General features: G+C 42.5%; 26 protein-coding genes and 2 tRNA genes. 18 read left to right on the forward strand and 10 right to left on the reverse strand.

Annotation, left to right across the window (positions count from 1 at the left end; all coding sequences use genetic code 11):
* Position 1: 1 nt before the first annotated feature.
* Both OAG1_RS10505 and rsxA read right to left on the reverse strand, forming a co-directional pair.
* Entirely contained in the window at positions 2–526 is a 525-nt protein-coding gene (locus tag OAG1_RS10505; RefSeq protein ID WP_338626361.1) for an RnfABCDGE type electron transport complex subunit B, read from the reverse strand.
* A 12-nt stretch (positions 527–538) separates the two neighbouring features.
* Positions 539–1,117: an electron transport complex subunit RsxA gene (gene rsxA / locus OAG1_RS10510; RefSeq protein ID WP_152784850.1), complete on the reverse strand. Its 579-nt coding sequence runs from the start codon at positions 1,115–1,117 to the stop codon at positions 539–541.
* A gap of 308 nt (positions 1,118–1,425) precedes the next feature.
* Here rsxA and nifL point away from each other — a divergent pair, with 308 nt between their 5' ends.
* From nifL to modC, 10 genes are all read left to right on the forward strand, one after another.
* Positions 1,426–2,967: a nitrogen fixation negative regulator NifL gene (nifL, locus tag OAG1_RS10515; RefSeq protein WP_338626362.1), complete on the forward strand. Its 1,542-nt coding sequence runs from the start codon at positions 1,426–1,428 to the stop codon at positions 2,965–2,967.
* Positions 2,967–4,514: a nif-specific transcriptional activator NifA gene (gene nifA / locus OAG1_RS10520; RefSeq protein WP_016401524.1), complete on the forward strand. Its 1,548-nt coding sequence runs from the start codon at positions 2,967–2,969 to the stop codon at positions 4,512–4,514. The genes nifL and nifA overlap by 1 nt, the downstream gene beginning before the upstream one ends.
* Entirely contained in the window at positions 4,514–4,975 is a 462-nt protein-coding gene (locus tag OAG1_RS10525; protein ID WP_338626363.1) for a transglutaminase-like domain-containing protein, read from the forward strand. The genes nifA and OAG1_RS10525 overlap by 1 nt, the downstream gene beginning before the upstream one ends.
* Positions 4,976–5,125: 150 nt before the next feature.
* On the forward strand, positions 5,126–6,442 hold the full coding sequence (gene nifB, locus OAG1_RS10530; protein WP_338626364.1) for a nitrogenase cofactor biosynthesis protein NifB: 1,317 nt from the start codon (positions 5,126–5,128) through the stop codon (positions 6,440–6,442).
* Complete coding sequence (locus tag OAG1_RS10535; RefSeq protein WP_338626365.1) at positions 6,442–6,705, forward strand: 4Fe-4S binding protein; 264 nt, start codon at positions 6,442–6,444, stop codon at positions 6,703–6,705. Before nifB ends, OAG1_RS10535 begins: the two co-directional genes overlap by 1 nt.
* Positions 6,706–6,713: 8 nt before the next feature.
* A complete protein-coding gene (locus OAG1_RS10540; RefSeq protein WP_338626366.1) occupies positions 6,714–7,340 on the forward strand; it encodes a nitrogen fixation protein NifQ in 627 nt (208 codons plus the stop codon).
* A 258-nt stretch (positions 7,341–7,598) separates the two neighbouring features.
* Positions 7,599–8,435 carry a TOBE domain-containing protein gene (locus tag OAG1_RS10545; RefSeq protein ID WP_338626367.1) on the forward strand — a complete coding sequence of 279 codons (837 nt, stop codon included), beginning with the start codon at positions 7,599–7,601 and terminating at the stop codon, positions 8,433–8,435.
* A 16-nt stretch (positions 8,436–8,451) separates the two neighbouring features.
* Positions 8,452–9,219, forward strand: a complete 768-nt coding sequence (gene modA, locus OAG1_RS10550) for a molybdate ABC transporter substrate-binding protein (protein WP_338626368.1) — start codon at positions 8,452–8,454, stop codon at positions 9,217–9,219.
* 22 nt (positions 9,220–9,241) lie between these two features.
* A complete protein-coding gene (gene modB / locus OAG1_RS10555; RefSeq protein WP_338626369.1) occupies positions 9,242–9,922 on the forward strand; it encodes a molybdate ABC transporter permease subunit in 681 nt (226 codons plus the stop codon).
* Entirely contained in the window at positions 9,913–10,626 is a 714-nt protein-coding gene (gene modC / locus OAG1_RS10560) for a molybdenum ABC transporter ATP-binding protein (RefSeq protein WP_338626370.1), read from the forward strand. Before modB ends, modC begins: the two co-directional genes overlap by 10 nt.
* A 29-nt stretch (positions 10,627–10,655) precedes the next feature.
* Here the strand turns inward: modC and OAG1_RS10565 are convergent.
* The 4 genes from OAG1_RS10565 to OAG1_RS10580 form a co-directional block, all read right to left on the reverse strand.
* A tRNA-Val gene (locus OAG1_RS10565) sits at positions 10,656–10,732 on the reverse strand.
* 14 nt (positions 10,733–10,746) lie between these two features.
* Positions 10,747–10,823 (reverse strand) — tRNA-Val (locus tag OAG1_RS10570).
* A 157-nt stretch (positions 10,824–10,980) separates the two neighbouring features.
* A complete protein-coding gene (locus OAG1_RS10575) occupies positions 10,981–11,973 on the reverse strand; it encodes a DUF3080 family protein (protein WP_338626371.1) in 993 nt (330 codons plus the stop codon).
* Entirely contained in the window at positions 11,970–13,367 is a 1,398-nt protein-coding gene (locus OAG1_RS10580) for an MATE family efflux transporter (RefSeq protein ID WP_051147601.1), read from the reverse strand. Before OAG1_RS10580 ends, OAG1_RS10575 begins: the two co-directional genes overlap by 4 nt.
* On the opposite strand from OAG1_RS10580, the gene OAG1_RS10585 reads away from it, so the two are divergent.
* The gene (locus OAG1_RS10585) at positions 13,366–13,986 is read left to right on the forward strand and encodes a riboflavin synthase subunit alpha (RefSeq protein ID WP_338626372.1); all 621 of its coding nucleotides are present in this window, start codon (positions 13,366–13,368) and stop codon (positions 13,984–13,986) included. The genes OAG1_RS10580 and OAG1_RS10585 overlap by 2 nt on opposite strands.
* On the opposite strand, the gene OAG1_RS10590 is transcribed toward OAG1_RS10585, so the two are convergent.
* Positions 13,983–14,186: a CPXCG motif-containing cysteine-rich protein gene (locus OAG1_RS10590; protein ID WP_152784874.1), complete on the reverse strand. Its 204-nt coding sequence runs from the start codon at positions 14,184–14,186 to the stop codon at positions 13,983–13,985. The two genes, OAG1_RS10585 and OAG1_RS10590, sit on opposite strands and share 4 nt — an antisense overlap.
* A gap of 206 nt (positions 14,187–14,392) precedes the next feature.
* Between OAG1_RS10590 and thrS the strand changes: the two genes are divergently transcribed.
* The 7 genes from thrS to ihfA all read left to right on the forward strand — a co-directional run bounded on the left by thrS (position 14,393) and on the right by ihfA (position 21,470).
* The gene (gene thrS, locus OAG1_RS10595) at positions 14,393–16,318 is read left to right on the forward strand and encodes a threonine--tRNA ligase (protein ID WP_152784876.1); all 1,926 of its coding nucleotides are present in this window, start codon (positions 14,393–14,395) and stop codon (positions 16,316–16,318) included.
* Between the two features lie 3 nt (positions 16,319–16,321).
* On the forward strand, positions 16,322–16,864 hold the full coding sequence (infC, locus tag OAG1_RS10600; RefSeq protein ID WP_084681800.1) for a translation initiation factor IF-3: 543 nt from the start codon (positions 16,322–16,324) through the stop codon (positions 16,862–16,864).
* A gap of 100 nt (positions 16,865–16,964) precedes the next feature.
* Positions 16,965–17,162: a 50S ribosomal protein L35 gene (gene rpmI / locus OAG1_RS10605; RefSeq protein WP_016401507.1), complete on the forward strand. Its 198-nt coding sequence runs from the start codon at positions 16,965–16,967 to the stop codon at positions 17,160–17,162.
* 18 nt (positions 17,163–17,180) lie between these two features.
* On the forward strand, positions 17,181–17,534 hold the full coding sequence (rplT, locus tag OAG1_RS10610; protein ID WP_016401506.1) for a 50S ribosomal protein L20: 354 nt from the start codon (positions 17,181–17,183) through the stop codon (positions 17,532–17,534).
* A gap of 259 nt (positions 17,535–17,793) precedes the next feature.
* A complete protein-coding gene (pheS, locus tag OAG1_RS10615; RefSeq protein ID WP_016401505.1) occupies positions 17,794–18,774 on the forward strand; it encodes a phenylalanine--tRNA ligase subunit alpha in 981 nt (326 codons plus the stop codon).
* A gap of 12 nt (positions 18,775–18,786) precedes the next feature.
* Positions 18,787–21,174 (forward strand): phenylalanine--tRNA ligase subunit beta, encoded by a 2,388-nt coding sequence (gene pheT, locus OAG1_RS10620; RefSeq protein ID WP_338626373.1) that lies wholly within the window; start codon positions 18,787–18,789, stop codon positions 21,172–21,174.
* Between the two features lie 2 nt (positions 21,175–21,176).
* A complete protein-coding gene (gene ihfA / locus OAG1_RS10625; RefSeq protein WP_016401503.1) occupies positions 21,177–21,470 on the forward strand; it encodes an integration host factor subunit alpha in 294 nt (97 codons plus the stop codon).
* 73 nt (positions 21,471–21,543) lie between these two features.
* Here ihfA and OAG1_RS10630 read toward each other — a convergent pair whose 3' ends face one another.
* From OAG1_RS10630 to OAG1_RS10640, 3 genes are read right to left on the reverse strand one after another with little or no spacing between them, the layout of a single operon-like run.
* Entirely contained in the window at positions 21,544–22,302 is a 759-nt protein-coding gene (locus tag OAG1_RS10630; protein ID WP_016401502.1) for an amino acid ABC transporter ATP-binding protein, read from the reverse strand.
* Between the two features lie 14 nt (positions 22,303–22,316).
* Positions 22,317–23,408 carry an amino acid ABC transporter permease gene (locus tag OAG1_RS10635; RefSeq protein WP_338626374.1) on the reverse strand — a complete coding sequence of 364 codons (1,092 nt, stop codon included), beginning with the start codon at positions 23,406–23,408 and terminating at the stop codon, positions 22,317–22,319.
* 1 nt (position 23,409) lies between these two features.
* On the reverse strand, positions 23,410–24,606 hold the full coding sequence (locus OAG1_RS10640) for an amino acid ABC transporter permease (protein WP_152784884.1): 1,197 nt from the start codon (positions 24,604–24,606) through the stop codon (positions 23,410–23,412).
* Between the last annotated feature and the right edge of the window lie 68 nt (positions 24,607–24,674).

The following is a 24,674-nucleotide window of genomic DNA, read 5'->3' on the forward strand; positions in this document are numbered from 1 at the left end:
CTTAAGCCGTTTGAGGTTTTGGCCATTGCCAAGTATTAAGCTGTACTTGCTGGGCTTGCATGCTTAAACATCCCTGCGGGCAAGCTTTCTCGCACAAACGACAACCAGTACAAACCTGACTAATGACCGTGTGCATCTGTTTACTGGCGCCAACAATGGCATCAAAGGGACAGGCTTTAAAACAGCGAGTGCAGCCGCTGCATTGGCTTTCTTCTATATAAGCCACAACAGGCACTGCATCGGGATCATTACTCACTTCTACGCCTAGTAAGTTGGCTATGCTGGCTGCAAGGCCATTTCCGCCTGGCGGGCAGCTGGTAGGAGCCAAATTACCTTTAACCATGGCCTCTGCTGCTTGACGACAGCCCGGTTCGCCACATTGACCACATTGACCACCGGGTAGCATGGCTTCGAGTTCATCGACTCGTGGATCGCCTTCTACTTTTAGTGCTTTAGAGGCCCAACCCAGCAATGCTCCAAGGCTTGCTCCTAGTAGGATTAGTAAAATGATTGATATTAAAATCATGGCTTTCTCCTATTAGTTCACTAAGCCGCTAAAACCTAAAAAGGCCATCGACAGTAATCCAGCGGTAATAAATGCTATCGGTAAGCCAGCAAACGCTGCTGGTACTTTGGCCAGCTTTAAGCGTTGTCGTAAGCCTGCAAATAACACGATCACTAAGCTAAAACCTGCTGCAGAACCAAAGGCATAACAAAGGGTTTGTAAAAAATTCATGTTGTTTTGAACAACCAGCAAGGCAACACCTAACACGGCGCAGTTGGTGGTGATAAGGGGCAGGAATATGCCTAAGGCCTGGTAAAGCTCGGGGCTATTTTTTTGAATGATCAGTTCGGTAAGTTGAACCACAGCAGCTATGACCAAAATGAGCACTAAAATTCGCATAACCTGAATGCCTAAGGGAGCAAGTAGCAGTGCTTCTATTAGCCAAGCGGCGATAGCCGCTAAGCACAATACAAAGGTGGTTGCTAAACCCATACCCAAGGCGCTATCGATTTTGTTCGATACCCCCATAAACGGACACAAACCAAGAAACTTGCCTAACACCACGTTATTTACCACGGCAGTGCTAATAAAAATGAGAAGGTAGTCGGCCATCAAATACTCCACACAGTTGTACTACTAATGGCAGTACTGCATTGCATGTACCAAGTTGGTGAAATGAACCATATTGGGGAAAGAACCCGAGTAATACGGGGCTTTAGTCGCTTGTGGGCAGAGTTTCTAAGGGCAATTTTAGGGTGACAAATACAACAATTTTAACTGATAGATTAGTTAAAATTGTTGTAAATCAAACAATGTTTATTCAGCCGACCCTTGTGGCACGTAGTGTCGCAGGGAGGAATGCCGCTTGCATTGTAGTTGTATGTTCAGCGATTAACTCAGCAATGCAAAGGATTGATTGAATGATGAATGAACTTAAATCTACCTTAGAGCAGGCCTTTGAAGACCTTGCTCCATTAAGTGAAAACCAAATCCTATCGCAATGCTTTAGTGTGTTAGAGCAAATGCCAATGGCTATGTCGGTAAGTGATTTAAACGCAAACTTTATGTTTGTGAATAAGCGGTTTGCCGAAATCACCGGATACGAGCAAAAGGATCTGATCGGAAAAAACCATTCTTTACTTAGTTATAAGACAACGCCAAACGAAGTCTACCAAGGACTATGGGCTTGCATTAGTAGCGGAGGGAGTTGGCAAGGGCGTTTAGTTAACAAGAAGAAAAATGGTCAACGCTATCTTGCAGAGTTATCGATAACCGGCTTACGTAACCAGCAAGGCAGTATTACCCACTATATGAGTGTTCATCGAGATATTAGTGAACGCCATCAGCAACAAACTATAGCGGCTAATCAAAAGTTGATGGTTGAGGCAGTGCTTAATACAGCGCCGGTTGCTATCGCCTTGCTCGACCAAAGTCATCAAGTTGTATTAGATAACCTTTCTTACAAAACCTTGCGCAGCGATTTTAGCGATGAGCCTGTAACGATTGCTTTAAAACAGTTAAAAGGGAAACAGGAAGTTGATGGCTCGTTTAACGAAGGACAGACTTTTAATGTTGAAGTAGGTAAGGGCAAGCGTAAACGCTGGTTTAGCTGTTGCGTATCTACGGTGAATATCAGTGGGTCTGAGGTTGATGATTATTTTGTACCCAAAGTTAGCCGCTACTTGGTTATTACCTTAAGTGAAGTGACCAAAGAACGACGCCGCCAAGCCCAGCAACAGTTATCGGAGTTGCGCCGTTCCACAGAAGAGTCAGAAGCCTTACACAGTATGCAAGAGGCGCTGCATGCGGCAATTCATCAGATCCAAGGGCCAATCAACATGATTGATTCAGCCTTACAGATGTTCTGTGGTGTATCAAATAGTTGTGCCAGAACGGCTGCAATGCAAGCGGGTTTACAAGCAGGCCACGCTGCAATTGCCCAACTAGAAAGCGCCTTACCGCGTAAACCCTACGAGGCTAGCCAGTCGGTAAACATTAATCAATTGGTGCATGAAGTGACCGAGTTATCCAGCGACCGTTTACTAAATCGCAGCATTACTATGCAACTAAGTTTAAACGGTACCTTGCCTTCGTTAACTGGACAGCCTTCTCGTATTCGAGTGGCCTTAAAACAGCTTATAGATAATGCGATAGAAGCTATCGATTACGGTAAGAAAACACGCCGTGAAATTGTTTGTAGCACCCAGTTAGTTGATGACGAAATAGAAGTCACTGTCGAAGACAGTGGGCCAGGCATTAAAAAAGAGTTACAGCTAAAGGTGTTTGAACCCTTCTACAGTACCAAACCAAGTAATAACAGCGGATGTCGTGGTGTTGGTTTGAGCATTGTGCAGCAAGTAGTGAGCGAACACAGCGGTACCGTTCAGTACTTATCAACTTCATTAGGCGGCTGTAAAGCTCGCATCGTTCTTCCTCTTCGTAGCCGTAAGCGAGGTGAATAATGGACTATTCAACAAAACGCGAATCACATATCGCCGAGCAACACTTGGCAGCTTTGTACGACGTAAGCAGCGTATTAACTAATAGCTTGGATTACAAACAAAGCGTAAACAAAGTGCTGCAAGTTTTGCACGACAAAGCCATGTTACAACACGCAATGTTAGCGCTCATTGCCGAAAACGAGCAAATGCTTAGCGTCGATACAGTGCATACGCCGAATCATGCCAACGATAGTGTTGCTAAAAACATTCGTTATCGACCAGGCGAGGGCATCGTTGGTACGGTGTTAACACAGAAACAGCCTATTGTTTTAAGCAAAGTGTCTAACGATTTACGCTTTGCAGATAAACTTGATTTGTACGCATTAGATTTACCATTTATTGCAGTACCGATTAAGAAATCCAATGAAGTATTAGGCGTACTAGCCGCTCAGCCACAAATAGATGCTCCAGAAAAACTAGCTTTGTTTACCCGGTTTTTGGAGATGACCGCAAATTTAATTGCAAAAAGTGTATTGCTTGCCAAAGACGTCGCCGTACAAACCGATCAACTAGAAGCTGAACGTGACAGATTAAGGCGCAAAGTAAGAAGCAACTACAGTATGGACAACATCGTTGGTCATTCTCGGGTAATGCGCAGAGTGTTTGAGCAAATTCGCTTAGTGTCTAAATGGGATAGCACGGTACTTATACGCGGTGAATCGGGCACCGGTAAAGAGCTTATTGCTAATGCTATTCACTACAATTCGCCTAGAGCTACTGGGCCTTTTATCAAGCTTAACTGCGCTGCCTTACCCGACAACTTGTTGGAGTCGGAGTTGTTTGGTCATGAAAAGGGCGCGTTCACCGGAGCGGTAAAACAGCGCAAAGGCCGTTTTGAAATGGCTGACGGTGGCACTCTGTTTTTAGATGAAATTGGTGAAATCTCGTCTGCGTTTCAAGCAAAACTGTTGCGAGTTCTTCAAGAAGGCGAGTTTGAACGGGTAGGCAGTACCCAAACCATTAACGTCGATGTGCGTATTTTGGCGGCAACCAATCGAAACCTAGAAGAAGAGGTTAAACAAGATCGTTTTCGTGAAGATCTGTATTACCGACTAAATGTTATGCCGATGTTCCCGCCACCGCTGCGCGACAGAATTGAAGACTTACCCGACTTAGCTGAGTTTTTAATTGAAAAACTGGCTAAACAACAACGGCGTAAGCTACAACTTACCGATGGCGCTATTCGAATGATGATGGCTTATGACTGGCCCGGTAATGTTCGTCAGTTGGAGAACCTGCTCGAACGCGCATCTGTGATGAGCGAAAGTGGGGTAATTGATCAAGATTTAATTGTTATCGATGGTTTAGATGGTCCTAAAATTAGTCCACGGCCAAGCATCGAAAAAGTTAACTTGGAAAGCCAGGAAATGGACGAGAGGGAGCGAGTTATTGCAGCCTTAGAGCAAGCTGGATGGGTGCAAGCTAAAGCAGCTCGCCTACTCAATATGACACCAAGGCAAATAGCTTATCGTATTCAAGTAATGAATATTAACGTTAGACAGCTTTAATGGAACAGCTGGCATTTAGCGATGTAACCGACCTATGCCAGTTTATGCAACAGCGGCTTAGCTATACAAATCAACAACAGCGTAAGCAAGCCGCTTTAAATGGCTTCTGGTGGAAAACTCCGGCTGAAACCTTACGCGATGGTCATGGCTTTTGTTATGACCTAGCCGCTTTTGCATTGCATAATCTGCCTTTATCTTTGTTACCCCAAGCCAAGCTTCTGTTGGTTGTTTGGGGTGACTTTGCTAAGCAATCAAATGCAGGCCACTTTGTTTGTACCTTTAAAATCCAGAAATCCTACTACAGCATCGACAATGGGCGACTTAAAGGTTCTTTTACTTTCTCGGCACTACTACAATCAGCATCTCGGAGTAATCAGGTCATTGTATATAAATGGCTGTTATTGAGGGATATTAGCTACCACATTAGTTATAAAGAGATGGCAAAATTTATCTGCGATTAACACCGCCACTCTGTCGTATTTACAACAAATACGACATACAAGCTTACTTCTAAGGTGTTTGTTCCTTTTAAGTAACTGTATTTAAAGAAAAAGATACTTGGAACAGCACTTGCAAAACTACCTATATAGTAGTGTACAAGGAAGCTTTTCATGACAATACAACCACTTAAGCAAGCCAATGGAGAGAATCCGTTAAGCGCACAAGCCAGCAAACAAGCTGCTTTAGTAGCAAAACATCCGTGCTTTTCAAAAGAAGGCCATCAGTATGCGCGAATACATTTACCTGTAGCGCCTGCTTGTAATATTCAATGTAATTACTGCAATCGAAAATTTGATTGCAGTAATGAAACCCGACCCGGAGTCGTCTCTAAGTTGCTTTCTCCAGCAGCTGCAGTAAAGCGTTTTGTAAAAGTTAAACAGCATGTTCCAGAAACCCAAGTAGTAGGTATTGCTGGGCCAGGAGACCCTTTGGCCAACCCGAAGGCGACTTTGGCGAGTTTAAAGGCCATAGACAAAGTAGATTCTGATGTTCATCTGTGTGTTTCTACTAATGGTTTGGCCTTAGCTGATCAACTTGAGTCGCTGATGGAAGCAGGCGTTAGGCATTTAACCATTACCATTAACTGTATTGATGCTGATATTGGCCAACGTATATACCCTTGGGTGTATTTCAACCAACGTCGCTTGAGGGGCAGAGAAGCAGCGCAAACCCTAATTGATCGCCAATTACTGGGTTTAGAAGCGGCTATTAAGGCGGGGATGCTAGTAAAAGTTAATACGGTATTGATCCCTGGGATCAACGATTTTCATATTGAATCGCTGGCTAAAGAATTGGGTAGATATGGAGCCTTTATCCACAACATAATGCCGCTAATCTCTGATCCAGCACACGGTACTTACTTCGGCCTGATGGGGCAGCGAGAACCCACCAAGCAAGAGCTAAACCTTGCTAGAGAGCAAGCCGGTCAGAGTATGCAGCAAATGACTCATTGCCAGCAATGCCGCGCTGACGCTGTTGGTAAATTAGGCCAAGACATAGATTTGGCTGCGCTCGAGAATAGTGAGCCAGCACAAGCAGCAAGGTCGATACAGGTTGCTGTTGCTAGTAGTAGTTTGAGCTTGATTGATCAGCATTTTGGCCACGCCACGCAGTTTTCTATGTATCGAGTAAGCGCAGACGAGATTACTCAGTTAGATGACTTTTCTTGGCAGCAGTATTGCCAAGGCAGTGAGCAGTGCGATGACTCCGCAGTCAAAGATTTAAGCCAACTAAAACATGTCGACACAATTTTGTGTAGTCGAATTGGCCACGCTCCGCAGCAGGAATTGTCTGCAATGAACGTAAAAGCAAACACCGATTATGCCTTGCGGGATATACGGGTTGCTCTTGAAGACCTTCAACAGCAATTAGCTGCGCAACAGGCAAATTCAAGCACATCTAACTGTAGCATGGGGGAGTGTAGCTAATGGCCTTATCAATTACTAAATCATGTATAGCGTGTTATGCCTGTAAAGAAGTTTGCCCCAGTAAAGCGATTACCAGTGGCGATAAACAATTTGCGGTTATTGCTCACCGCTGTGATGAGTGTGCAAACAATGTTAATGGTGCTCAATGTGCTCAAATTTGCCCCGTTGAAAACGCCATTGTTGATGCAAACGGTTGTTCGTTAAATCCTCCTGGTTCGTTAACCGGATTGCCCCAAGAAGCCAACGTTATTGCCTTAAGTTAGGAGCGTTTATGGAAATACAAACTCTTCAAGAAACCACAAGTTTTATAGGTACAGAATGGCAACAAGCTTTATCTAGGGTTTGCCCACCAATGTCTATGCACAATAGAAACTGGTTTAAGTTGATCATTCATAGCCAATTAAATGGCCAAGCCGAACTGCCTTATGGTCTTGGCTTAGATAATGCCAGTTATATGGACTTAAAACGGGCAATTGCTAGTGACGATATTAGTAAACAAGAGCTTTTGTGGAAACAGCCTTTTAAAGCGGGTTTGCGTAAACGCGCTCAAGTACTAGAAGAAGTATTTGAACTACGCATGCAAGAGCGCAACGAACTGAGTGCGCTGCTATTTGCTCATTGCAACGAAAAAGTGCCTTTTGCCTTTCAAATGGCAATTATTGTGGCCACTGCCTGTTTATCTCAATCGCATCTTTGGCATAGCTTAGGGCTGCGCAACCGCAGTGAACTTGGTGAATTACTTAAGTACAACTTTCCGTTATTACATCAGCAAAATACTAACAATATGCGCTGGAAACGTTTCTTTTACCGTCAGCTTTGCCAACAAGGAGGGGACTACGTTTGCAGAGCACCTAGTTGTCAGGAATGTTCTTCCTATTCCGAATGCTTTGTAGATTAAAACTGTTTCAAAGGGCTAATTAAGTTAGCCCTTTTTTCTTGTTTTAGATCTTCGTTATATACCCAACAATACAGCGTAGTTTGTTAACTTCGCTACAGCTATTAGTCACCTTACTTTGTTGCTTAACCCCAATGTTAACGGGCTTTCTGGCGATATTTGATGGTTGGCGTCGTGCTTGCACTAAGGTAACTAACGGTGCGGTTAGTTCGCATTTGTTCAATTTAACTGAGCGCCTAAAGGCGTTGTATAGGTGCGAATATGACCTTAAGAGAACTTAATCATACCAACCAACCACTGATGGGAAAAATTAAGCTTTGTAGTGAGCTAGGTCCATTTCTTAGTGATAAACGAATAAAGCTTTTAGAGGCCATTACTGAATACGGTTCTCTAAGTGCAGCGGCTAAGTCTATTCCTATGTCTTATAAAGCAGCTTGGGATGCGCTAGATGCAATTAACAACTTATCTGAACATCCTTTGGTTATTAAAAAAAGTGGCGGTAAACATGGAGGTGGAACTCGGCTGACCGATTACGGAATTGGCCTGTTAAGTTTATACCGTGCCTTAGAGCTTGAGTATCAACAAGCTTTTGAACAACTGAAGCCGAAAATTAACGAACCCTGCGATGAGCAGCTAAACGTAGTTGAATTTAGACAACTAATGCGCCGTATGAGTTTGCGTTGCAGCGCAAGAAATCAACTACTTGGCCAAGTTGTATTGATTGATAAAAAATCAGTTAACTGCTTAGTTAAAGTGGCAATAAGCCGCCAACTAACCGTTAACGCCTTACTGTCTATGGAATCTGTAGAAGAGCTAAATCTTACACTAGGCAGCGAAGTATTGTGTTTAATTAAAGCCTCTCAAGTAAGCATTCGCAAAGGTGCAGATACCGCCAAGAGTAACACTAACCAATTTGTAGGGCGGGTTAGCCGTATAAACAAGGGGCCAGACAACTTGGATATTAGTGTCCAGCTAGCCGAACAAAAAAACTTATCCGCTATTGTTCCAAGCGTACTTGAGGAACAACTCGATATAAAAGAGCAGTGCCAAGTAGCCGTCTCTTTTAGTGCATCCGCAGTCATTATTTGTAGTTATTAAACTCTAGGAAGTAGTAATGAAAAAACTATTAAGCAAGTTATGTGTTTGTTGGGTTTTACTGGTTGTAGCAATACTAAAGGTAACAAGCCTTCAAGCTGCAGAAATTAAAGTTGCTGTTGCAGCAAATTTTTATAAACCTGTTTTGACCTTGGTCGATCACTACCAAAAAGAAACCGGGCATCACGTTCAAGTGTCTGCTGGTTCAACAGGTAAGTTATATGCACAGATTAAAAATGGTGCGCCATTCGAGGTATTTTTAGCCGCAGACCAACAACGACCTAGTTTATTAGTAAAAGAGGGATTAGCTGAGCCAAAAAGTCAGTTTACCTATGCTCTAGGATCCTTGGTGCTGTGGTCGAACAACCCAGAGTTAGTGGACGGCAAAGGTGAAATACTAAAAGAAGAATTAAAGCATATCGCTATTTGTAACCCTAAAACAGCTCCCTATGGGGCTGCCGCGGTTAGCGCAATGAAAAACCTTGGCGTTTACAACGAACTTGAGCCCAAATTTGTAGAGGGGCAATCTGTTGGACAAACCTACCAACAAATTAGTTCTGGCGCAGTTGATCTGGGTTTTGTTGCTTTATCCCAAGTACTCGTTGATAAACAGTTAAATGGCGGCTCGCTATGGTTAGTGCCAAATGAACTGTACTCACCAATTAAACAAGACGCAGTGTTACTTAAGCAAGGCAGTAACAATGCGGCCGCAAAACAATTTTTAGCTTATCTGCAAACAGAACAATCTAAGCAGCTAATTAAAGATTTTGGATACGGCGTTAAGTAGCCAAATGGCAAAGGAGTGCTATATGCCCGATATAACAGTGGTTTATCTAACGCTTAAGTTGGCCTGTGTTGTTACTTTGGTGTTATTGATTATTGCCACGCCATTGGCGTGGTGGATGTCGCAAACTCAATCGTCTTTAAAGTCACTAATAGGTGCAATGTTCGCGTTGCCGCTAGTGCTACCGCCAACTGTATTGGGTTTTTATCTACTGCTGCTGCTTGGGCCAAACGGCCCCTTAGGCAGCTTATCTGAGCAACTAGGAGTAGGGCGATTGCCATTCACCTTCACCGGTATTGTGATTGCCTGCGTAGTGCATACCTTGCCGTTTGTTGTGCAGCCCATGCAAAACGCTTTTGAAGCAATAGGTAAACGACCCTTAGAAGTAGCCATGACGTTACGTGCAAGTCCTTGGCGAGTGTTTTGGAAAGTCGCTTTTCCCCTTGCTAGGCCGGGATTTTTTGCCGCTGCCATTTTGGGCTTTTGCCACACTATTGGAGAGTTTGGTGTAGTGCTTATGATTGGCGGCAATATTCCTGGTGAAACGCGAGTGATGGCGATAGAAATATATAACCATGTTGAGGCATTAGAATATGGTCAAGCGCATTGGTTAGCGGGCGGAATGTTGGTGTTTTCATTTGTTGCTTTGCTAATCATCTACAGCTTGAACGATTTTACTAAACAGAGGCTTAAACTATGTGCTTAGAATTGCAATTGCACAGCCAGCGTGATGACTTTACGTTGAACATTGAGCTTACTTTGCCACAAACCGGTGTATCTGCTTTGTTTGGACCTTCGGGTTCTGGTAAAACCTCATGTTTACGCGCAATGGCTGGTTTAGATCGTTTTAGTGGTGGCTATTTTTCGGTTAATGGTGAGGTTTGGCAAGATGATAAGAAAGGGATCTATCTTGCTACTCATCAAAGAGAAATTGGCTATGTATTCCAAGAAGCCAGTTTATTTCCGCATCTAAATGTAGAACAAAACTTGTTGTTTGGTCACCACTTAACACGTCCAGAAAAACGAAAAGTAAGTATTAGCGATACTTGTGAATTATTGAGTATTTCACATTTATTAACACGCAGACCCAGCTGTTTATCGGGGGGAGAACGCCAGCGTGTTGCAATTGCTAGAGCTTTGCTAAGTTCACCAAAGCTATTGTTAATGGACGAACCGCTATCAGCATTAGACGCCACTTTAAAACAAGAGATCATTCCTTATTTGGAAAGACTACACCAGCAGCTTTCGATTCCAGTTGTATATGTAAGCCACGACTTAGAAGAGGTTAAACGTTTAGCCGATTATATGGTGTTTTTAGAACAAGGGCGGGTAAGTCAACAAGCTTACTTAAGCAATTTAAACCTAGAACCGCAAGCGCGAACTCAGCAACATTACTTAAAGGCTGTATAAAAAATGAAAGAGTAGGGACGATTGAGAGGTGGTATTCGCGAGTGGATTTGAACCACCGACCCCTACCATGTCAAGGTAGTGCTCTAACCAACTGAGCTACGCGAATATCGTTTTAGATTTTGGTACAACCGAGTGGATTCGAACCACCGACCCCCACCATGTCAAGGTGGTGCTCTAACCAACTGAGCTACGGTTGTATTGTGAGGTTTTAACCTACGGCGAGAAAGGTACTGTAACTGCAGGCATGCGTCAACTGCTGATAATGATTATGAGAACTGAATGTTCAATGATTAAACAGTGCTTCTGTAATTAGCATAAACAAATTCAAAAGCATGAAAAGATGTTGCTTTAAACTCACGTACAGCTATCGAGTATTTGCTTCCATTGTTTTACGTGTTTGCGGTTAGCTTGTTTAAATTCTATATGTATAGCGCTTGCGCGTGCTAACAGTTCGGCGTGTGACTGCTGCATTAGTGGAATCAAAGAATTTATAACAGCATTGGCACTTTGATCGAGCTCGGCAAGATAGTCTTGCACCTTTACCGCATAAACTTTAGTTAGAATATTACGTAAGATATCGTAATCAGCTTTGCTTTCTTGGCAGGAAAATTGACGAGCATTTAGTGCCATGGTGACCTTGTTAAGCCAAGCACTAGTTGCATTAAGCTCTTGAAGGAGAGCCAAAATAGTTACTCCTTTTTGCAGCTTTTCACTTAACCGCAGAAGTTGTTTCTTGTTTATGCTGTGGCTGGTGACTAGCTCACCATGTATGTGGCTCAACTCTGTTAAGTTTGTAGCAAGCGCGCGGTAGGAAGGAAGCGGATTTTTGCCAATAGCTTGTTGGCTAGACCACAAGTGCCTAATGCTTAGTTCGTTAACCAAAAAGTTGTGCCAGTAAACATTAATTGCTGCACGTTTTGTATCGAGTATGTGCTGTAGCGAGGCTTTTAGCTGAGCATCTAGGTGGTTGTTGGCTAAGCAAGTTTGTAGACCGGTTATCAAATCAATATGCCAAACCAGCGTGTAGTCGGCACTAGCATGTTTACCTAAGCTCGAATTCTTCTCGAAAACCAGTTGGTCTAATCCGCAGTGTTTAAGGGTAATGCTGTCTAGCAGTGATAGTGATAACTCTGGCTCTTTTTTTAAGTAGTCACGCCAATAAACTTGCGGAAGTGATTCGGTTTGTTTCGGAGCCTTTATTGAAATGGAAAGCACTCTGTTTAACCTAGAGCTATAGTCTTGAAAAAGCCGCTCACTAAGCGGCTTTTGCCAATAAATTAGCCCATAAGAAAATGCACCTATACCCAGTGCTAAAAATGAGTAAACAACAAGCTGTTTTTTGCTCATGCTTCCTTGTTTATTAAGTGAAGTTTGTCTGGGTTATTGCTTGCCCAAATTAGTCGCCAGCACAAACCAATAGCGCAGGCAGTTAGTGCTAGTACTATGGCTATCCAGAAACCGATCACTCCCATTGGCTCTTCGGTTAAATAATCGGTAAATGTAAGTATAGATCCAACACCTAAGCCAATTGGCCAAAAACTAATTAGGGTAACGATTAAAATGAAACGAGTATCTTGATAACCCCTAAGCGCACCGGCGCAACATACCTGCATTGAATCTGATAGCTGATAGGTGGCCGCTAACAAAAATAGTGGGGCTGCAATGGCAGCTACGGTGGTGTTTTCCGTGTACCAAGCGATAATGTCGTGACGAAATACGATAGTTGCAGTAGCTATAAACAAGGTAATGATAATGGAAAGAATAATTCCGCTATAGGCGCACACTTGTGCTTTATCTAGCGACTTTTCACCCATAAAATTGCCAACACGAATAGTAAGCGCGATGCCAATGCTTAATGGCAACATAAATACCATTGAGGTGAAGTTAAGCGCAATCTGGTGAGCAGCCACAATGTCTGCGCCAAGTGGCGATAACAGCAAAGCAATCATAGAGAACAGCGTTACTTCAAAGAATATAGCGCCGCCAATTGGCAAACCTAATTTGAATATTCGCGATACGATTGGCCAATCAATCCCTTGATATCGTTCAAACAAGTTAAGTGGTAATAAGGTTTTACTTCTGGTGGCGTAGATCAGCATGGCAACAGCCATAAACCAATTAACCATTGCCGTGGCAACACCACAGCCAGCGCCACCGAGTTTTGGCATGCCAAACAAGCCATTAATAAAGATGTAGTTAATCGGGATGTTTATTAGCAAGCCCATTATGCCAATGATCATAATGGCTTTAATGTTCGAGCAGGCCTCGTTAACCCCTCGCAATACCTGATATAAAGCAAAAGCAGGTAATCCAAAACTAACAAAATACAAGTATTGTTTTGTTAGACCAACTAACTGCTCTTCGACATCCATAATGTTAAATACATTAGGCGCAAACCATAAAATGGCCCAAGCAGCAGCGGCAAGAAACATTGAAATAACTAAGGCTTGGCGAAATATGTTTCCGCCCTTATGTGCTTGTTTAGCGCCAATTTGATAGGCAACCAGAGGCGTAACAGCCATTAATATGCCTTGTAGTAACAAAATAATTGGGTTAAAAAAGCTTGCGGCAACAGCCACAGCGGCTAAATCGGTAGGGCTTACCGAGCCTGCCATAATCGTATCAACAAAACTCATACCGGTTATGGTAAGTTGAGCAACTACAATTGGCCCTGCTAGCCGTAGTATGGCAAAACACTCTTTGGAAAATCGTTGTTTAAAACCCAGGAAAAAATGCTTCATGTTCACCGGAATTGTTCAGAATAAAAGAAAAGTAGTCAAAGTCGAGTTATCACCAGGATTCATGCAGCTCTGGGTTGATTTAGCGGATACCGAAGGCTTGAAAATAGGCGCTAGTGTGGCCGTAAACGGAACCTGTTTAACGGTGGTAAACATTAGCGAACAAGGTGTTCAATTCGACTTGATTCAAGAAACGCTAAGTCTAACAAACTTAGGTACAATAAAAGAAGGGGATTTAGTAAATATTGAACGCGCAGCGAAGGTAGGGGACGAAATTGGTGGTCATCTTGTCTCTGGCCATATTCATAGTACCGCTAAAATAATTGAGTTGTTACCAACAGAGAACAACTTAGCTATTCATCTAGCCTTAGATAAGGCGTGGCGCGATTATGTTATCTATAAGGGCTTTGTGTGTGTTGACGGCGCTAGTTTAACGGTTGGAAAACTGAGTGAGCAGGGGTTCTGGCTGCACATTATTCCCGAAACCCTGCGGGTTACTACCCTAGGTGACAAGCAACTAGACGATTTAGTGAATATTGAAATAGACAGCGCAACTCAGACAGCGATTGATACCATCAAAAACTTAGCGGCAAGCGGTGACTTAAAACGGTGGTTAAGTTAAAAGTACTGTTCGTCGTCAGCGTCTACAAAGGCCAATAATTTATCGTTGCTTTCATCAACCTGTAAACGGCAATGTATTGGGTTACAACATACTCGACAGTCTTCATAAAAGTCTTGGTCACCGTTACTCGCATCCATAATAAGGGGAGTATGGTGACCGCAGGTTGGGCAAGAAATCATTTTTTCGACATAGTTTTTCATAACAACTACTCCAATATGTCCACTGTCTAATTATGGTTCAAATCGGTGAGAACAACGAGTATCAAGATCAATAAACCATAAGCTATTGAAGTTATCTGCTCAGACCTTTAATATTGCCCATCTTTTAAGTGCATTAAGTACTCAATTTTATCGACTAAATCATGTGATGTTTGGTAGGCATCACCACTGTATGAGCAAGGATAAATATGCCAGTTATTACTCTTCCTGACGGTAGTCAACGTCAATTCGAAAACCCAGTTTCAACTATGGATATCGCAGCCGATATCGGCCCAGGTTTAGCTAAAGCGTGTATTGCTGGCCGTGTAAACGGTGAACGTGTAGATGCCTGTGAACTTATATCTGAAGATGCTCAAGTAGCGATTATCACCGCTAAAGACGAAGATGGTTTAGAAATCATTCGTCACTCTTGTGCTCACTTATTGGGGCATGCCATTAAACAAATGTGGCCTGAAACTAAAATGGCTATTGGTCCTACTATTGATAATGGCTTTTACTACGATATCGATTTAGAGCATTCGCTTACTCAAGAAGATATTGAGAACCTAGAAAAACGCATGAAAGCACTGGCTAAAACTAACTACGATGTAGTTAAAAAGACAGTGCCTCTAGCGGAAGCAAAAGCGGTATTCGAACAACGCGAAGAACCATACAAGCTCGAGATTATCGAAGGTATTGAGGCAAGTGCCACTCCTGGGCTTTACCATCACGAAGAATACGTAGACATGTGTCGCGGTCCACACGTACCTAACATGAAGTTCTGTCATCATTTTAAATTGATGAAAGTAGCTGGTGCATATTGGCGTGGCGATAGCAAAAACAAAATGTTGCAGCGTGTATATGGCACCGCATGGGCAGATAAAAAACAACTAGCTGCATACTTAAAACGTCTTGAAGAAGCCGCTAAGCGCGACCACCGTAAAATTGGTAAGCAGTTAGATCTTTACCACATGCAAGAAGAAGCACCAGGTATGGTGTTCTGGCATGACTCTGGTTGGACGATTTTCCGTCAGTTAGAAACTTATGTACGAGAGCAGTTAACTAAGTACGATTATCAAGAAGTAAAAGCACCGCAAATTATGGATCGTAGTTTGTGGGAGCAATCTGGACACTGGGATAAGTATTCAGATGCAATGTTTACTACGCAATCAGAAAGCCGTGAATACGCTGTTAAGCCGATGAACTGTCCGGGTCATATTCAAATCTTTAACCAAGGTTTGAAGTCTTACCGTGACCTTCCATTGCGTATGGCTGAGTTTGGTTCTTGTCACCGTAACGAGCCATCTGGTTCTTTACATGGTTTGATGCGTGTGCGTGGCTTTACCCAAGATGATGCACACATCTTCTGTACTGAAGACCAAATTCAAGATGAAGTTGCTTCGTGTATCGACATGGTTTACGAAACATACAAAACCTTCGGCTTTGAAGAAATTGAAGTAAAACTCTCTACTCGTCCAGAGCAGCGAGTAGGTGACGACGAAACTTGGGATAAATCTGAAAAAGCCTTGGCTGATGCATTAACATCAAAAGGGATCGAATTTTCTTATTTGCCGGGAGAAGGTGCGTTTTACGGCCCTAAAATTGAGTTCACTCTTCACGACTGCCTAGATAGAGCATGGCAATGTGGTACTGTTCAGTTAGATTTCTCAATGCCAGGTCGCTTGTCTGCTTCATTTGTTGGAGAAGACAATGAACGCCATGTACCGGTAATGATTCACCGCGCCATTTTAGGTTCACTTGAACGCTTTATTGGTATTTTGACAGAGGAATATTCTGGTTTCTTCCCAACTTGGTTAGCTCCTCGACAAGTTGTTGTCATGAATATTACTGATAAACAGGCTGATTTTGTCCATCAAGTAGTAAAAAAATTAAATAAACAGGGCATTAGAGCCATTGCGGACTTGAGAAATGAGAAGATAGGCTTTAAAATCCGCGAACATACTCTAAAGCGTATTCCTTATTTGTTAGTTGTCGGCGATAAAGAAGTCGAAAGTAATGAGGTTGCGGTTAGAACTCGTAAGGGTGATGACTTAGGCAAATTTGCAGTAGACAAGTTTGTTGAGCAAGTTAAGCAAGAAATCACCAATCGTGACAATAATTGTATTGAGGTATAAATTATAAAAACCGGAAGACGTGGTCAGCAACAAGCTGCAAGAGCACATAAGATAAATGAAGAAATTCAAGCTCAAGAAGTACGCCTTAATGGCTTAGATGGCGAGTCCATTGGCATTGTAAGTTTGAATGAAGCGCTAAACATTGCTGAAGAATCTGGCGTTGATTTAGTTGAAATTAGTCCGAATGCTGAACCACCTGTTTGTCGGGTCATGGATTACGGTAAGTTCATTTACGAAAAGAGTAAATCTGTAAAAGAACAGAAGAAGAAGCAAAAACAGATTCAGGTTAAGGAAATTAAATTCCGACCTGGAACTGACGAAGGCGACTATCAGGTAAAACTACGCAACCTGGTTCGCTTTCTAGAAGAGGGTAATAAAGCTAAAGTAACGCTACGTTTCCGTGGTCGTGAAATGGCACACCAAAGCTTAGGCTTTGATCTTTTAAATCGCATTAAAGGTGATTTAGAAGAACTAGCAGTTGTGGAAGCTTTTCCAAAAATGGAAGGTCGCCAAGCTGTTATGGTGTTAGGCCCTAAAAAGAAGTAACTAAGGCATCCAAGTAACAAGCAGCTTACTTTAACGAGTAAGCTGTTTTTGTTCGCCTTTAGTTATATGTTGTTAAACTCGCAATGCGGAGTGCATGTAAATGCCAAAAATGAAATCGAACAAAGGCGCAGCTAAGCGCTTTAAGAAAACTGCTTCTGGTGGTTTTAAATACAAACAAGCTGGTCTTCGTCACATCCTGACTAAGCGCCGTACTAAGGTAAAACGTCACCTTCGTCCGAAGGGTATGATTGCTGCATCTGATGTTGCATCAATTGTTCGCATGTTGCCGTACGCATAAGTTTAGAGGAAATTAAGAATGGCCAGAGTTAAACGCGGTGTACAAGCACGTGCACGTCATAAGAAAGTCTTAAAACAAGCCAAAGGTTACTACGGAGCACGTTCACGTGTTTATCGCGTAGCCTTCCAAGCGGTAATTAAAGCGGGTCAATACGCTTACCGTGACCGTCGTCAGCGTAAACGTCAATTCCGTCAATTATGGATTGCACGTATCAATGCTGCTTCTCGTCAAAATGGTTTGTCTTACAGCCGTTTCATTGACGGACTTAAAAAAGCATCTATCGAAATCGATCGTAAGATCCTAGCTGATATTGCTGTTTTTGATAAAGCAGCATTCACAGTATTGGTAGAAAAAGCAAAAGCTGCTTTATAAGTTTTATCAAGTTTGTGAAAAGGGAGCTTAGGCTCCCTTTTTTATTACCATTTTTTCAACAAATTTAGCCTTAATCTCTGTAAGTGATAGCATCAACTTCCATTACATTTTAGCGTCTGCTCAAATACCCAACAAACTCCTATAAAAATCCTTAGCAAACAAGCTTCCGCGCTAGCCATCAGCGACTCATTAAAGTACTATTTCCGGTCTTATTAAATACTAAAAATCAGCCGTTCCCTTGGTGGAATATGAGGAAATCATGCTAGATCTTGATGCGCTAATCAATCAGGCGAAGACTCACATAGAAGCAGCTTCTGCGATTAACGAACTCGATACCGTTCGCGTAGAATACCTAGGTAAAAAAGGGTTAATGACTAAACAGCTACAGGGACTTGGCAAATTATCGCCTGAAGAGCGTCCTCAAGCTGGTCAACTTATTAACCAAGCTAAACAAGCTATCCAAGAAGCATTGAATCAAAAGCGCGAATTATTGGTTCAGCAAGAATTAAACGCTAAATTGGCGGCGGAAACTGTTGATGTAACCCTACCAGGCCGTACCGATGAAATTGGTGGTTTACATCCAGTAACTCGAACAATTGAACGTATTCAAACGTTTTTTGGCGAGTTGGGTTTCCAGGTTAAATCTGGTCCGGAGATCGAAGATGGTTTCCATAACTTTGATGCCTTAAACATTCCTGAGCACCACCCAGCGCGTGCTGACCACGATACGTTCTACTTTAATCCTAATCTGGTACTACGTACTCAAACCTCGGGTGTCCAAATCCGAACTATGGAGACGGAAAAACCACCAATTAGAATTATCTCTCCTGGACGTGTTTACCGTAACGACTACGACCAAACACACACTCCTATGTTCCATCAAGTAGAAGGCTTGATGGTAGATAAAAACGTTAACTTCACCGAGTTAAAAGGTGTGTTGTACGACTTCTTGCAAAACTTCTTTGAAGAAGACATGCAAGTACGTTTTCGTCCTTCATATTTCCCGTTTACCGAAACATCAGCCGAGGTGGATGTATTAGGTAAAAACGGTTGGTTAGAAGTTTTGGGTTGCGGCATGGTACACCCAAATGTATTACGTGCAGTAAATATTGACCCTGAAGAGTACACCGGTTTTGCCTTTGGCATGGGTGTAGAGCGTTTAACCATGTTGCGCTATGGCGTTAACGATTTACGTTCATTCTTCGAAAACGATTTACGTTTCCTAAAACAATTTAATTAAGGGTTAATTGAGATGAAATTTAGTGAATCCTGGCTAAGAGAGTGGGTTAACCCTAGCAATTCTCGCGACGAGTTAGCAGAACAAATTACTATGGCCGGCCTGGAAGTTGATGGCATAGAGCCAGTAGCGGCTGATTTTAACGGTGTAGTTATTGGCGAAGTGGTTGAATGCGGCCAACATCCAGATGCAGATAAACTTCGTGTTACTAAAATCAATATTGGCGCTGAAGAGTTACTTGATATTGTATGTGGCGCACCAAACTGCCGACAAGGTCTAAAAGTAGCCGTTGCAACTGTTGGTGCAGTGTTGCCGGGCGACTTTAAAATCAAAAAAGCAAAGTTACGTGGGCAACCTTCTCATGGCATGCTTTGCGCTTACAGCGAACTGGGCATTAGTGACGAATCCGACGGTATTATGGAATTGCCTAGTGATGCTCCAATTGGTACCGATTTACGTGACTACTTAGAGCTAGATGATGTAATCATTGAAGTAGATTTAACGCCTAACCGCGCAGATTGTTTAAGCCTACGCGGTTTAGCACGAGAAGTTGGTGTTCTAAATCAGTTAGACGTAACAGAGCCACAATGGCAAAACGCTGAAGTAACAATTAACGATACGTTTACGGTAAATGTTGAAGCTACCGAGCAGTGCCCACGTTATTTAGGTCGTGTGATTAAAGGCGTAAATGTAAAAGCAGCAACACCGTTATGGATGCAAGAGCGCCTTCGTCGCAGTGGCATTCGCTCAATCGATCCAGTTGTAGATATAACCAATTACGTGTTAATTGAGCAAGGGCAACCTATGCATGCCTTTGATTTAGCGAAACTAACAGGCTCTATTGATGTACGTTTAGCTAACGATGGTGAAAAACTGGTTTTACTCGACGGTAATGAAGTTAAGCTTAAAGAAAACACCTTAGCTATTTGTGACCAAACTGGTCCAATTGCAATGGCGGGGATTTTTGGTGGCGAGAAAACTGGTGTAACTGAAACTAGCCAAGACATTTTCTTAGAGTGTGCTTTCTTCAGTAAATTAGCAATTACCGGTAGAGCGAGACAGTATGGTTTGCATACAGACTCATCACACCGTTATGAGCGAGGCGTAGATTACCAACTACAAAACCAAGCTATTGAGCGCGCAACTCAACTTCTTGTTGAAATTTGTGGTGGCGAAGTTGGCCCAGTCGTTGAGTCTGGCGACCAAACTAAATTACCTAAAGCGAAGACAATTACTCTACGCCACGCGCGGTTGGAAAAAGTTGTCGGTTATAGCTTTTCTAAACAGCAAGTTAGTGAAATCCTCACTCGCTTAGGTATGTCGGTAACAGAAACAGAGCAAGGTTGGGATGCGACTGCACCTAGCTATCGTTTTGATATGGACATCGAAGAAGACCTAATCGAAGAAGTTGCTCGTATTTACGGTTACAACAACATTCCAAATGTTTCTCCAGTTGCTTCATTAAAAATGAGTCAACATCAAGAAGTTGAACTGCCAGCAACTAAGTTGCGTCAGCTACTTTGTGCCCGCGGCTACCAAGAAGCAGTGACTTACAGCTTTGTTGATCCTAAACGTCAACAACTGTTGCACCCACAGCAAGAAACAATGGTATTGCCACACCCAATTTCTGTAGAAATGTCGGTAATGCGCTTAAGCTTGTTAACCGGGTTGTTAGACACGGTTTCTTACAACCAAAAGCGCCAGCAATCTCGTGTTCGAGTTTTTGAGTCAGGTTTACGCTTTGTTCCTGACCAAAAAGCCGAAAACGGTGTTAGCCAAACTCCAATGCTTGCAGGTGTAATTAGTGGTAATGCTAATCAAGAAGCTTGGAACACCACTGAACGAGAACTCGATTTCTTCGATATAAAAGGTGATGTAGAAGCGCTTATTCAGCAAACTGTTGATGCAGATTCTTTTAGCTTTGAAGCTACTCAAAACCCAGCCTTACATCCTGGACAAGCAGCTAACATTTTGCGCAATGGAGAAGTGGTTGGTTACGTTGGCGCATTGCATCCTCAGCATCTTAAAGCCTTTGGCTTGAGCGGTAAGATATTTGTATTCGAATTGGTATTAGACGCCGTTACTCAACGCAAATTGCCAGATGCTCAGCCAGTTTCCAAGTTCCCAGCAAACCGTCGCGACCTTGCTTTACTGGTATCACAACAGGTAAAAGCTAGCGATTTATTAAATTGCATTAAGAAAGTTGGCGGAAATCAATTAGTTGGCGTAAACTTATTCGATGTATACAAAGGGAAAGGCATTGCAGACGATATGCAGAGTATTGCTATCAGTTTAACCTTGCAAGAGCAAAGCCGTACCCTTGAAGAAAAAGAGATTGCCGCTACAGTTGACACCATTGTAGAGGCGTTACGTACAGAGTTTGACGCATCCTTGAGGGACTAGTTATGGCATTAACTAAAGCTGACCTGGCAGAAAATTTATTTGAAAACTTAGGCTTTAGCAAAAGAGAGTCTAAAGAAGTGGTAGAAGCTTTTTTTGAAGAAATACGGGTGGCTTTGGAAAGTGGGGAACAAGTCAAAATTTCCGGCTTCGGTAACTTTGACCTAAGGGAGAAAAATCAACGCCCTGGTCGTAATCCGAAAACGGGTGAAGATATCCCCATCTCTGCGCGTCGAGTAGTCACCTTCCGTCCTGGGCAAAAGCTCAAGAGTAGGGTAGAGAACGCCGAACCTAAATAGAATATTTAGGGTATAAAAAAGGAAGCCAGTTGGCTTCCTTTTCTTTTACTTCAATTTTTTAAGTTACCAAACTCTAGTGATTAAGAATCTGGCTCAAGAACAATTTCGTTCTGTCTGACTGAGGATTCTCAAAGAATTCTACCGGCTCGTTCTCTTCAATGATTTCACCTCTGTCCATGAATATCACACGGTCTGCGACTTGTTTAGCAAAGCCCATTTCGTGAGTTACACAAAGCATCGTCATACCTTCGTTGGCCAGCTCAACCATTACATCTAGTACTTCACGAACCATTTCAGGATCGAGTGCCGAAGTAGGTTCGTCAAACAACATAATAGATGGATTCATACATAAGCTTCGAGCGATAGCCACACGTTGCTGCTGACCACCTGAAAGCTGCCCAGGGTACTTATCAGCTTGCTCTGGGATTTTAACCCGCTCTAAGTATTTCATTGCTGTGGCTTCTGCTTCTGCCTTAGGGATCTTTTTCACCCAAATTGGCGCTAAGCAGCAGTTTTGCAAAACGGTTAGGTGAGGGAATAGATTGAAGTGTTGGAAACACATCCCCACGTCACTTCTCACCGTTTCAATACTTTTGAGATCACTCTGTAGCTCAGTGCCATTAACAATGATGTCGCCTTTTTGGTGCTCTTCTAAGCGGTTAATACAGCGAATCATAGTCGATTTACCCGAACCAGAAGGGCCACAAATAACAATTTTTTCGCCTTTGGCTACGGTAAGATCTAAGTCCTTTAGTACGTGAAACTCACCGTACCATTTGTTCATTCCCTTGAGCTGAATAACTACTTCAGGGTTTGTTTGATTAGATGTCATGTAAAATTTCCTTATTAATGTCCTGTGTGTAGTTTCTTCTCAAGATGAATCGAATAGCGAGACATACCGAAACAGAACACCCAAAATACAAAAGCGATAAATACGTACATTTCTGTAGAGAAACCAAGCCATTCTGGATCTGCTAGTGCAGATTGACCAATAGCCAATAAATCGAATAATCCAATAACCAATACCAGACTAGTATCTTTGAAAAGCGCAATAAAGGTATTAACAATCGAAGGAATGGTAATCTTCAAAGCCTGAGGCAAGATGATTAAGCCCATCGACTGCCAATAGGTTAAATTTAATGCTTCGCCGGCTTCGTACTGACCTTTTGGTATAGCTTGTAGACCACCACGAATAACTTCGGCCATGTAGGCTGACTGGAACATGATGATACCGATCATGGCACGAAGTAACTTGTTAAAATCAACTTCAGAGCCTACAAACAGCGGCAACATAACAGAGGCCATAAACAACACGGTGATTAAAGGCACCGCTCGCCAAAACTCAATGTAGATGGTACAAAAACTTCGCACTATCGGCATATGAGAACGACGCCCAAGCGCTAATAAAATACCAAATGGTAAGGCCGCTACAATGCCTACAATAGCTAATACCAAAGTAAGCATTAAACCACCCCATTGGTGGGTTTCTACTTTAGGTAAGCCAAATGAATCGCCGAGTAACAAGAAAAATACAATTACTGGGTAGATAACTAAGCTAAAAATTGCGATTTTAGGTTTATGCGGTGTTTTCTCATAGACCAATGCCGCGATTAGAATCAGGAAAGTAACAAAGACTACATTTACTCTCCAGCGTTCTGCGGAAGGGTAGAAGCCATAAATTAGCTGAGAGAAACGATCTGCTACAAACACCCAACATGCGCCGTCGCTGGTACAAGCCTCTCGGCTATCTCCTATCCAATCTGCTTCTAAGAACACCCATTGAATGGCAGATACTAGTGGTGGAACAATTAGATAAAGAATAAACAGAGTAAAAAAGCTGTTTATCCATGAGGAAAACAAATTTTTCTTTAGCCAACCCACAAAGCCTACGCTAAGGTTAGGTGGAGCTAAATCAGGTTTAAATTGATGCTCTGACATATTAACGCTCCACTAAAGCCATTTTCTTGTTGTAAATGTTCATCAAGATTGAAGTTGTAATACTGATAGTTAAGTAAACCGCCATAGTTAAGGCGATAACTTCAATAGCTTGTCCAGTTTGGTTAAGAGTTGTGCCCATAAACACTGAGACCAAATCGGGGTAACCAATGGCAGTAGCTAATGATGAGTTCTTAGTTAGGTTTAAATATTGGCTGGTGAGTGGCGGAATAATTACTCGCATAGCCTGCGGAATAATCACCAATTTTAAGGCTTGCGTTCGAGTTAAACCGAGTGATTCAGCTGCTTCACTTTGACCTTTACTAACTGCCAAAATGCCTGAACGTACAATCTCTGCAATAAACGCAGCTGTATAGGTTGTTAAAGCAACTAACAACGCTGCAAGTTCAGGGATAACAACCATACCACCTTGGAAGTTAAAACCTTTTAAGGCTGGGTAATCTAGTGAAATAGGCATACCCATTACAAAAAATGCAAGTAGTGGTAGTAGTACAATTAGACCTGCTGATACCGAGAAAACCGGAAAGGGTTGACCGGTAGCCATTTGGCGCTTTTTAGCCCACTTAGCGATAATGAACGAACCGATAATGGCAGCGATAAAAGCAAATACTACTATGTTAGACCCAGCTTCCATCACCGGACTTGGCATATATAAACCACGTACGTTGAGGAAAACCGCTTCGCCTATATGCGCACTTTGTCGAGGGCTTGGCAAAGCCCGAAGCACTGCAAAGTACCAGAAAAATATTTGAAGTAGCAAAGGAATGTTGCGCATGGTTTCAATGTAAACCGTAGCAACTTTAGAAATTAACCAGTTATTAGATAAACGAGCCACCCCCATAATAAACCCGAGGATGGTGGCGAAAATGATACCTAATATCGATATTAAAATTGTATTTAACAGTCCAACAACGAAAGTTCGACCAAAAGTGTGGCTTTCATCGTATTCGACTAATGATTGAATAATGCCGAAGCCTGCGGTTTGGTTCATGAAACCAAAACCAGTGGTAATGCCACGTTGTTCTAAGTTGAAAAGCGCGTTACTGATGATGTAGTAGAAGAAGCCAATAACACCGATAACGACAATAATTTGGAAAACTAGCGCTCTTACGTTGGGATCAAACCAGATCTTACGAAGACTATTTGCTGAGTTATCCTTTGAGGAAGGATGAGCAGCCATATAATGTAACCTAGTAATGTAGGATTAAAACGAAGAGAGCAGGGCAAGCCCTGCTCTAATAAGGTAGA

The sequence above is a fragment of the Agarivorans sp. OAG1 genome (assembly GCF_037076485.1).
GTDB lineage: Bacteria > Pseudomonadota > Gammaproteobacteria > Enterobacterales > Celerinatantimonadaceae > Agarivorans > Agarivorans albus.

What these genes read in the sequence shown, in the direction of transcription:
- OAG1_RS10505 (WP_338626361.1), bottom strand. Translation starts at nt 526, where the DNA reads ATGATTTTAATATCAATCATTTTACTAATCCTACTAGGAGCAAGCCTT.
- rsxA (WP_152784850.1), bottom strand. Translation starts at nt 1,117, where the DNA reads ATGGCCGACTACCTTCTCATTTTTATTAGCACTGCCGTGGTAAATAAC.
- nifL (WP_338626362.1), top strand. Translation starts at nt 1,426, where the DNA reads ATGATGAATGAACTTAAATCTACCTTAGAGCAGGCCTTTGAAGACCTT.
- nifA (WP_016401524.1), top strand. Translation starts at nt 2,967, where the DNA reads ATGGACTATTCAACAAAACGCGAATCACATATCGCCGAGCAACACTTG.
- OAG1_RS10525 (WP_338626363.1), top strand. Translation starts at nt 4,514, where the DNA reads ATGGAACAGCTGGCATTTAGCGATGTAACCGACCTATGCCAGTTTATG.
- nifB (WP_338626364.1), top strand. Translation starts at nt 5,126, where the DNA reads ATGACAATACAACCACTTAAGCAAGCCAATGGAGAGAATCCGTTAAGC.
- OAG1_RS10535 (WP_338626365.1), top strand. Translation starts at nt 6,442, where the DNA reads ATGGCCTTATCAATTACTAAATCATGTATAGCGTGTTATGCCTGTAAA.
- OAG1_RS10540 (WP_338626366.1), top strand. Translation starts at nt 6,714, where the DNA reads ATGGAAATACAAACTCTTCAAGAAACCACAAGTTTTATAGGTACAGAA.
- OAG1_RS10545 (WP_338626367.1), top strand. Translation starts at nt 7,599, where the DNA reads ATGACCTTAAGAGAACTTAATCATACCAACCAACCACTGATGGGAAAA.
- modA (WP_338626368.1), top strand. Translation starts at nt 8,452, where the DNA reads ATGAAAAAACTATTAAGCAAGTTATGTGTTTGTTGGGTTTTACTGGTT.
- modB (WP_338626369.1), top strand. Translation starts at nt 9,242, where the DNA reads ATGCCCGATATAACAGTGGTTTATCTAACGCTTAAGTTGGCCTGTGTT.
- modC (WP_338626370.1), top strand. Translation starts at nt 9,913, where the DNA reads ATGTGCTTAGAATTGCAATTGCACAGCCAGCGTGATGACTTTACGTTG.
- OAG1_RS10575 (WP_338626371.1), bottom strand. Translation starts at nt 11,973, where the DNA reads ATGAGCAAAAAACAGCTTGTTGTTTACTCATTTTTAGCACTGGGTATA.
- OAG1_RS10585 (WP_338626372.1), top strand. Translation starts at nt 13,366, where the DNA reads ATGTTCACCGGAATTGTTCAGAATAAAAGAAAAGTAGTCAAAGTCGAG.
- OAG1_RS10580 (WP_051147601.1), bottom strand. Translation starts at nt 13,367, where the DNA reads ATGAAGCATTTTTTCCTGGGTTTTAAACAACGATTTTCCAAAGAGTGT.
- OAG1_RS10590 (WP_152784874.1), bottom strand. Translation starts at nt 14,186, where the DNA reads ATGAAAAACTATGTCGAAAAAATGATTTCTTGCCCAACCTGCGGTCAC.
- thrS (WP_152784876.1), top strand. Translation starts at nt 14,393, where the DNA reads ATGCCAGTTATTACTCTTCCTGACGGTAGTCAACGTCAATTCGAAAAC.
- rpmI (WP_016401507.1), top strand. Translation starts at nt 16,965, where the DNA reads ATGCCAAAAATGAAATCGAACAAAGGCGCAGCTAAGCGCTTTAAGAAA.
- rplT (WP_016401506.1), top strand. Translation starts at nt 17,181, where the DNA reads ATGGCCAGAGTTAAACGCGGTGTACAAGCACGTGCACGTCATAAGAAA.
- pheS (WP_016401505.1), top strand. Translation starts at nt 17,794, where the DNA reads ATGCTAGATCTTGATGCGCTAATCAATCAGGCGAAGACTCACATAGAA.
- pheT (WP_338626373.1), top strand. Translation starts at nt 18,787, where the DNA reads ATGAAATTTAGTGAATCCTGGCTAAGAGAGTGGGTTAACCCTAGCAAT.
- ihfA (WP_016401503.1), top strand. Translation starts at nt 21,177, where the DNA reads ATGGCATTAACTAAAGCTGACCTGGCAGAAAATTTATTTGAAAACTTA.
- OAG1_RS10630 (WP_016401502.1), bottom strand. Translation starts at nt 22,302, where the DNA reads ATGACATCTAATCAAACAAACCCTGAAGTAGTTATTCAGCTCAAGGGA.
- OAG1_RS10635 (WP_338626374.1), bottom strand. Translation starts at nt 23,408, where the DNA reads ATGTCAGAGCATCAATTTAAACCTGATTTAGCTCCACCTAACCTTAGC.
- OAG1_RS10640 (WP_152784884.1), bottom strand. Translation starts at nt 24,606, where the DNA reads ATGGCTGCTCATCCTTCCTCAAAGGATAACTCAGCAAATAGTCTTCGT.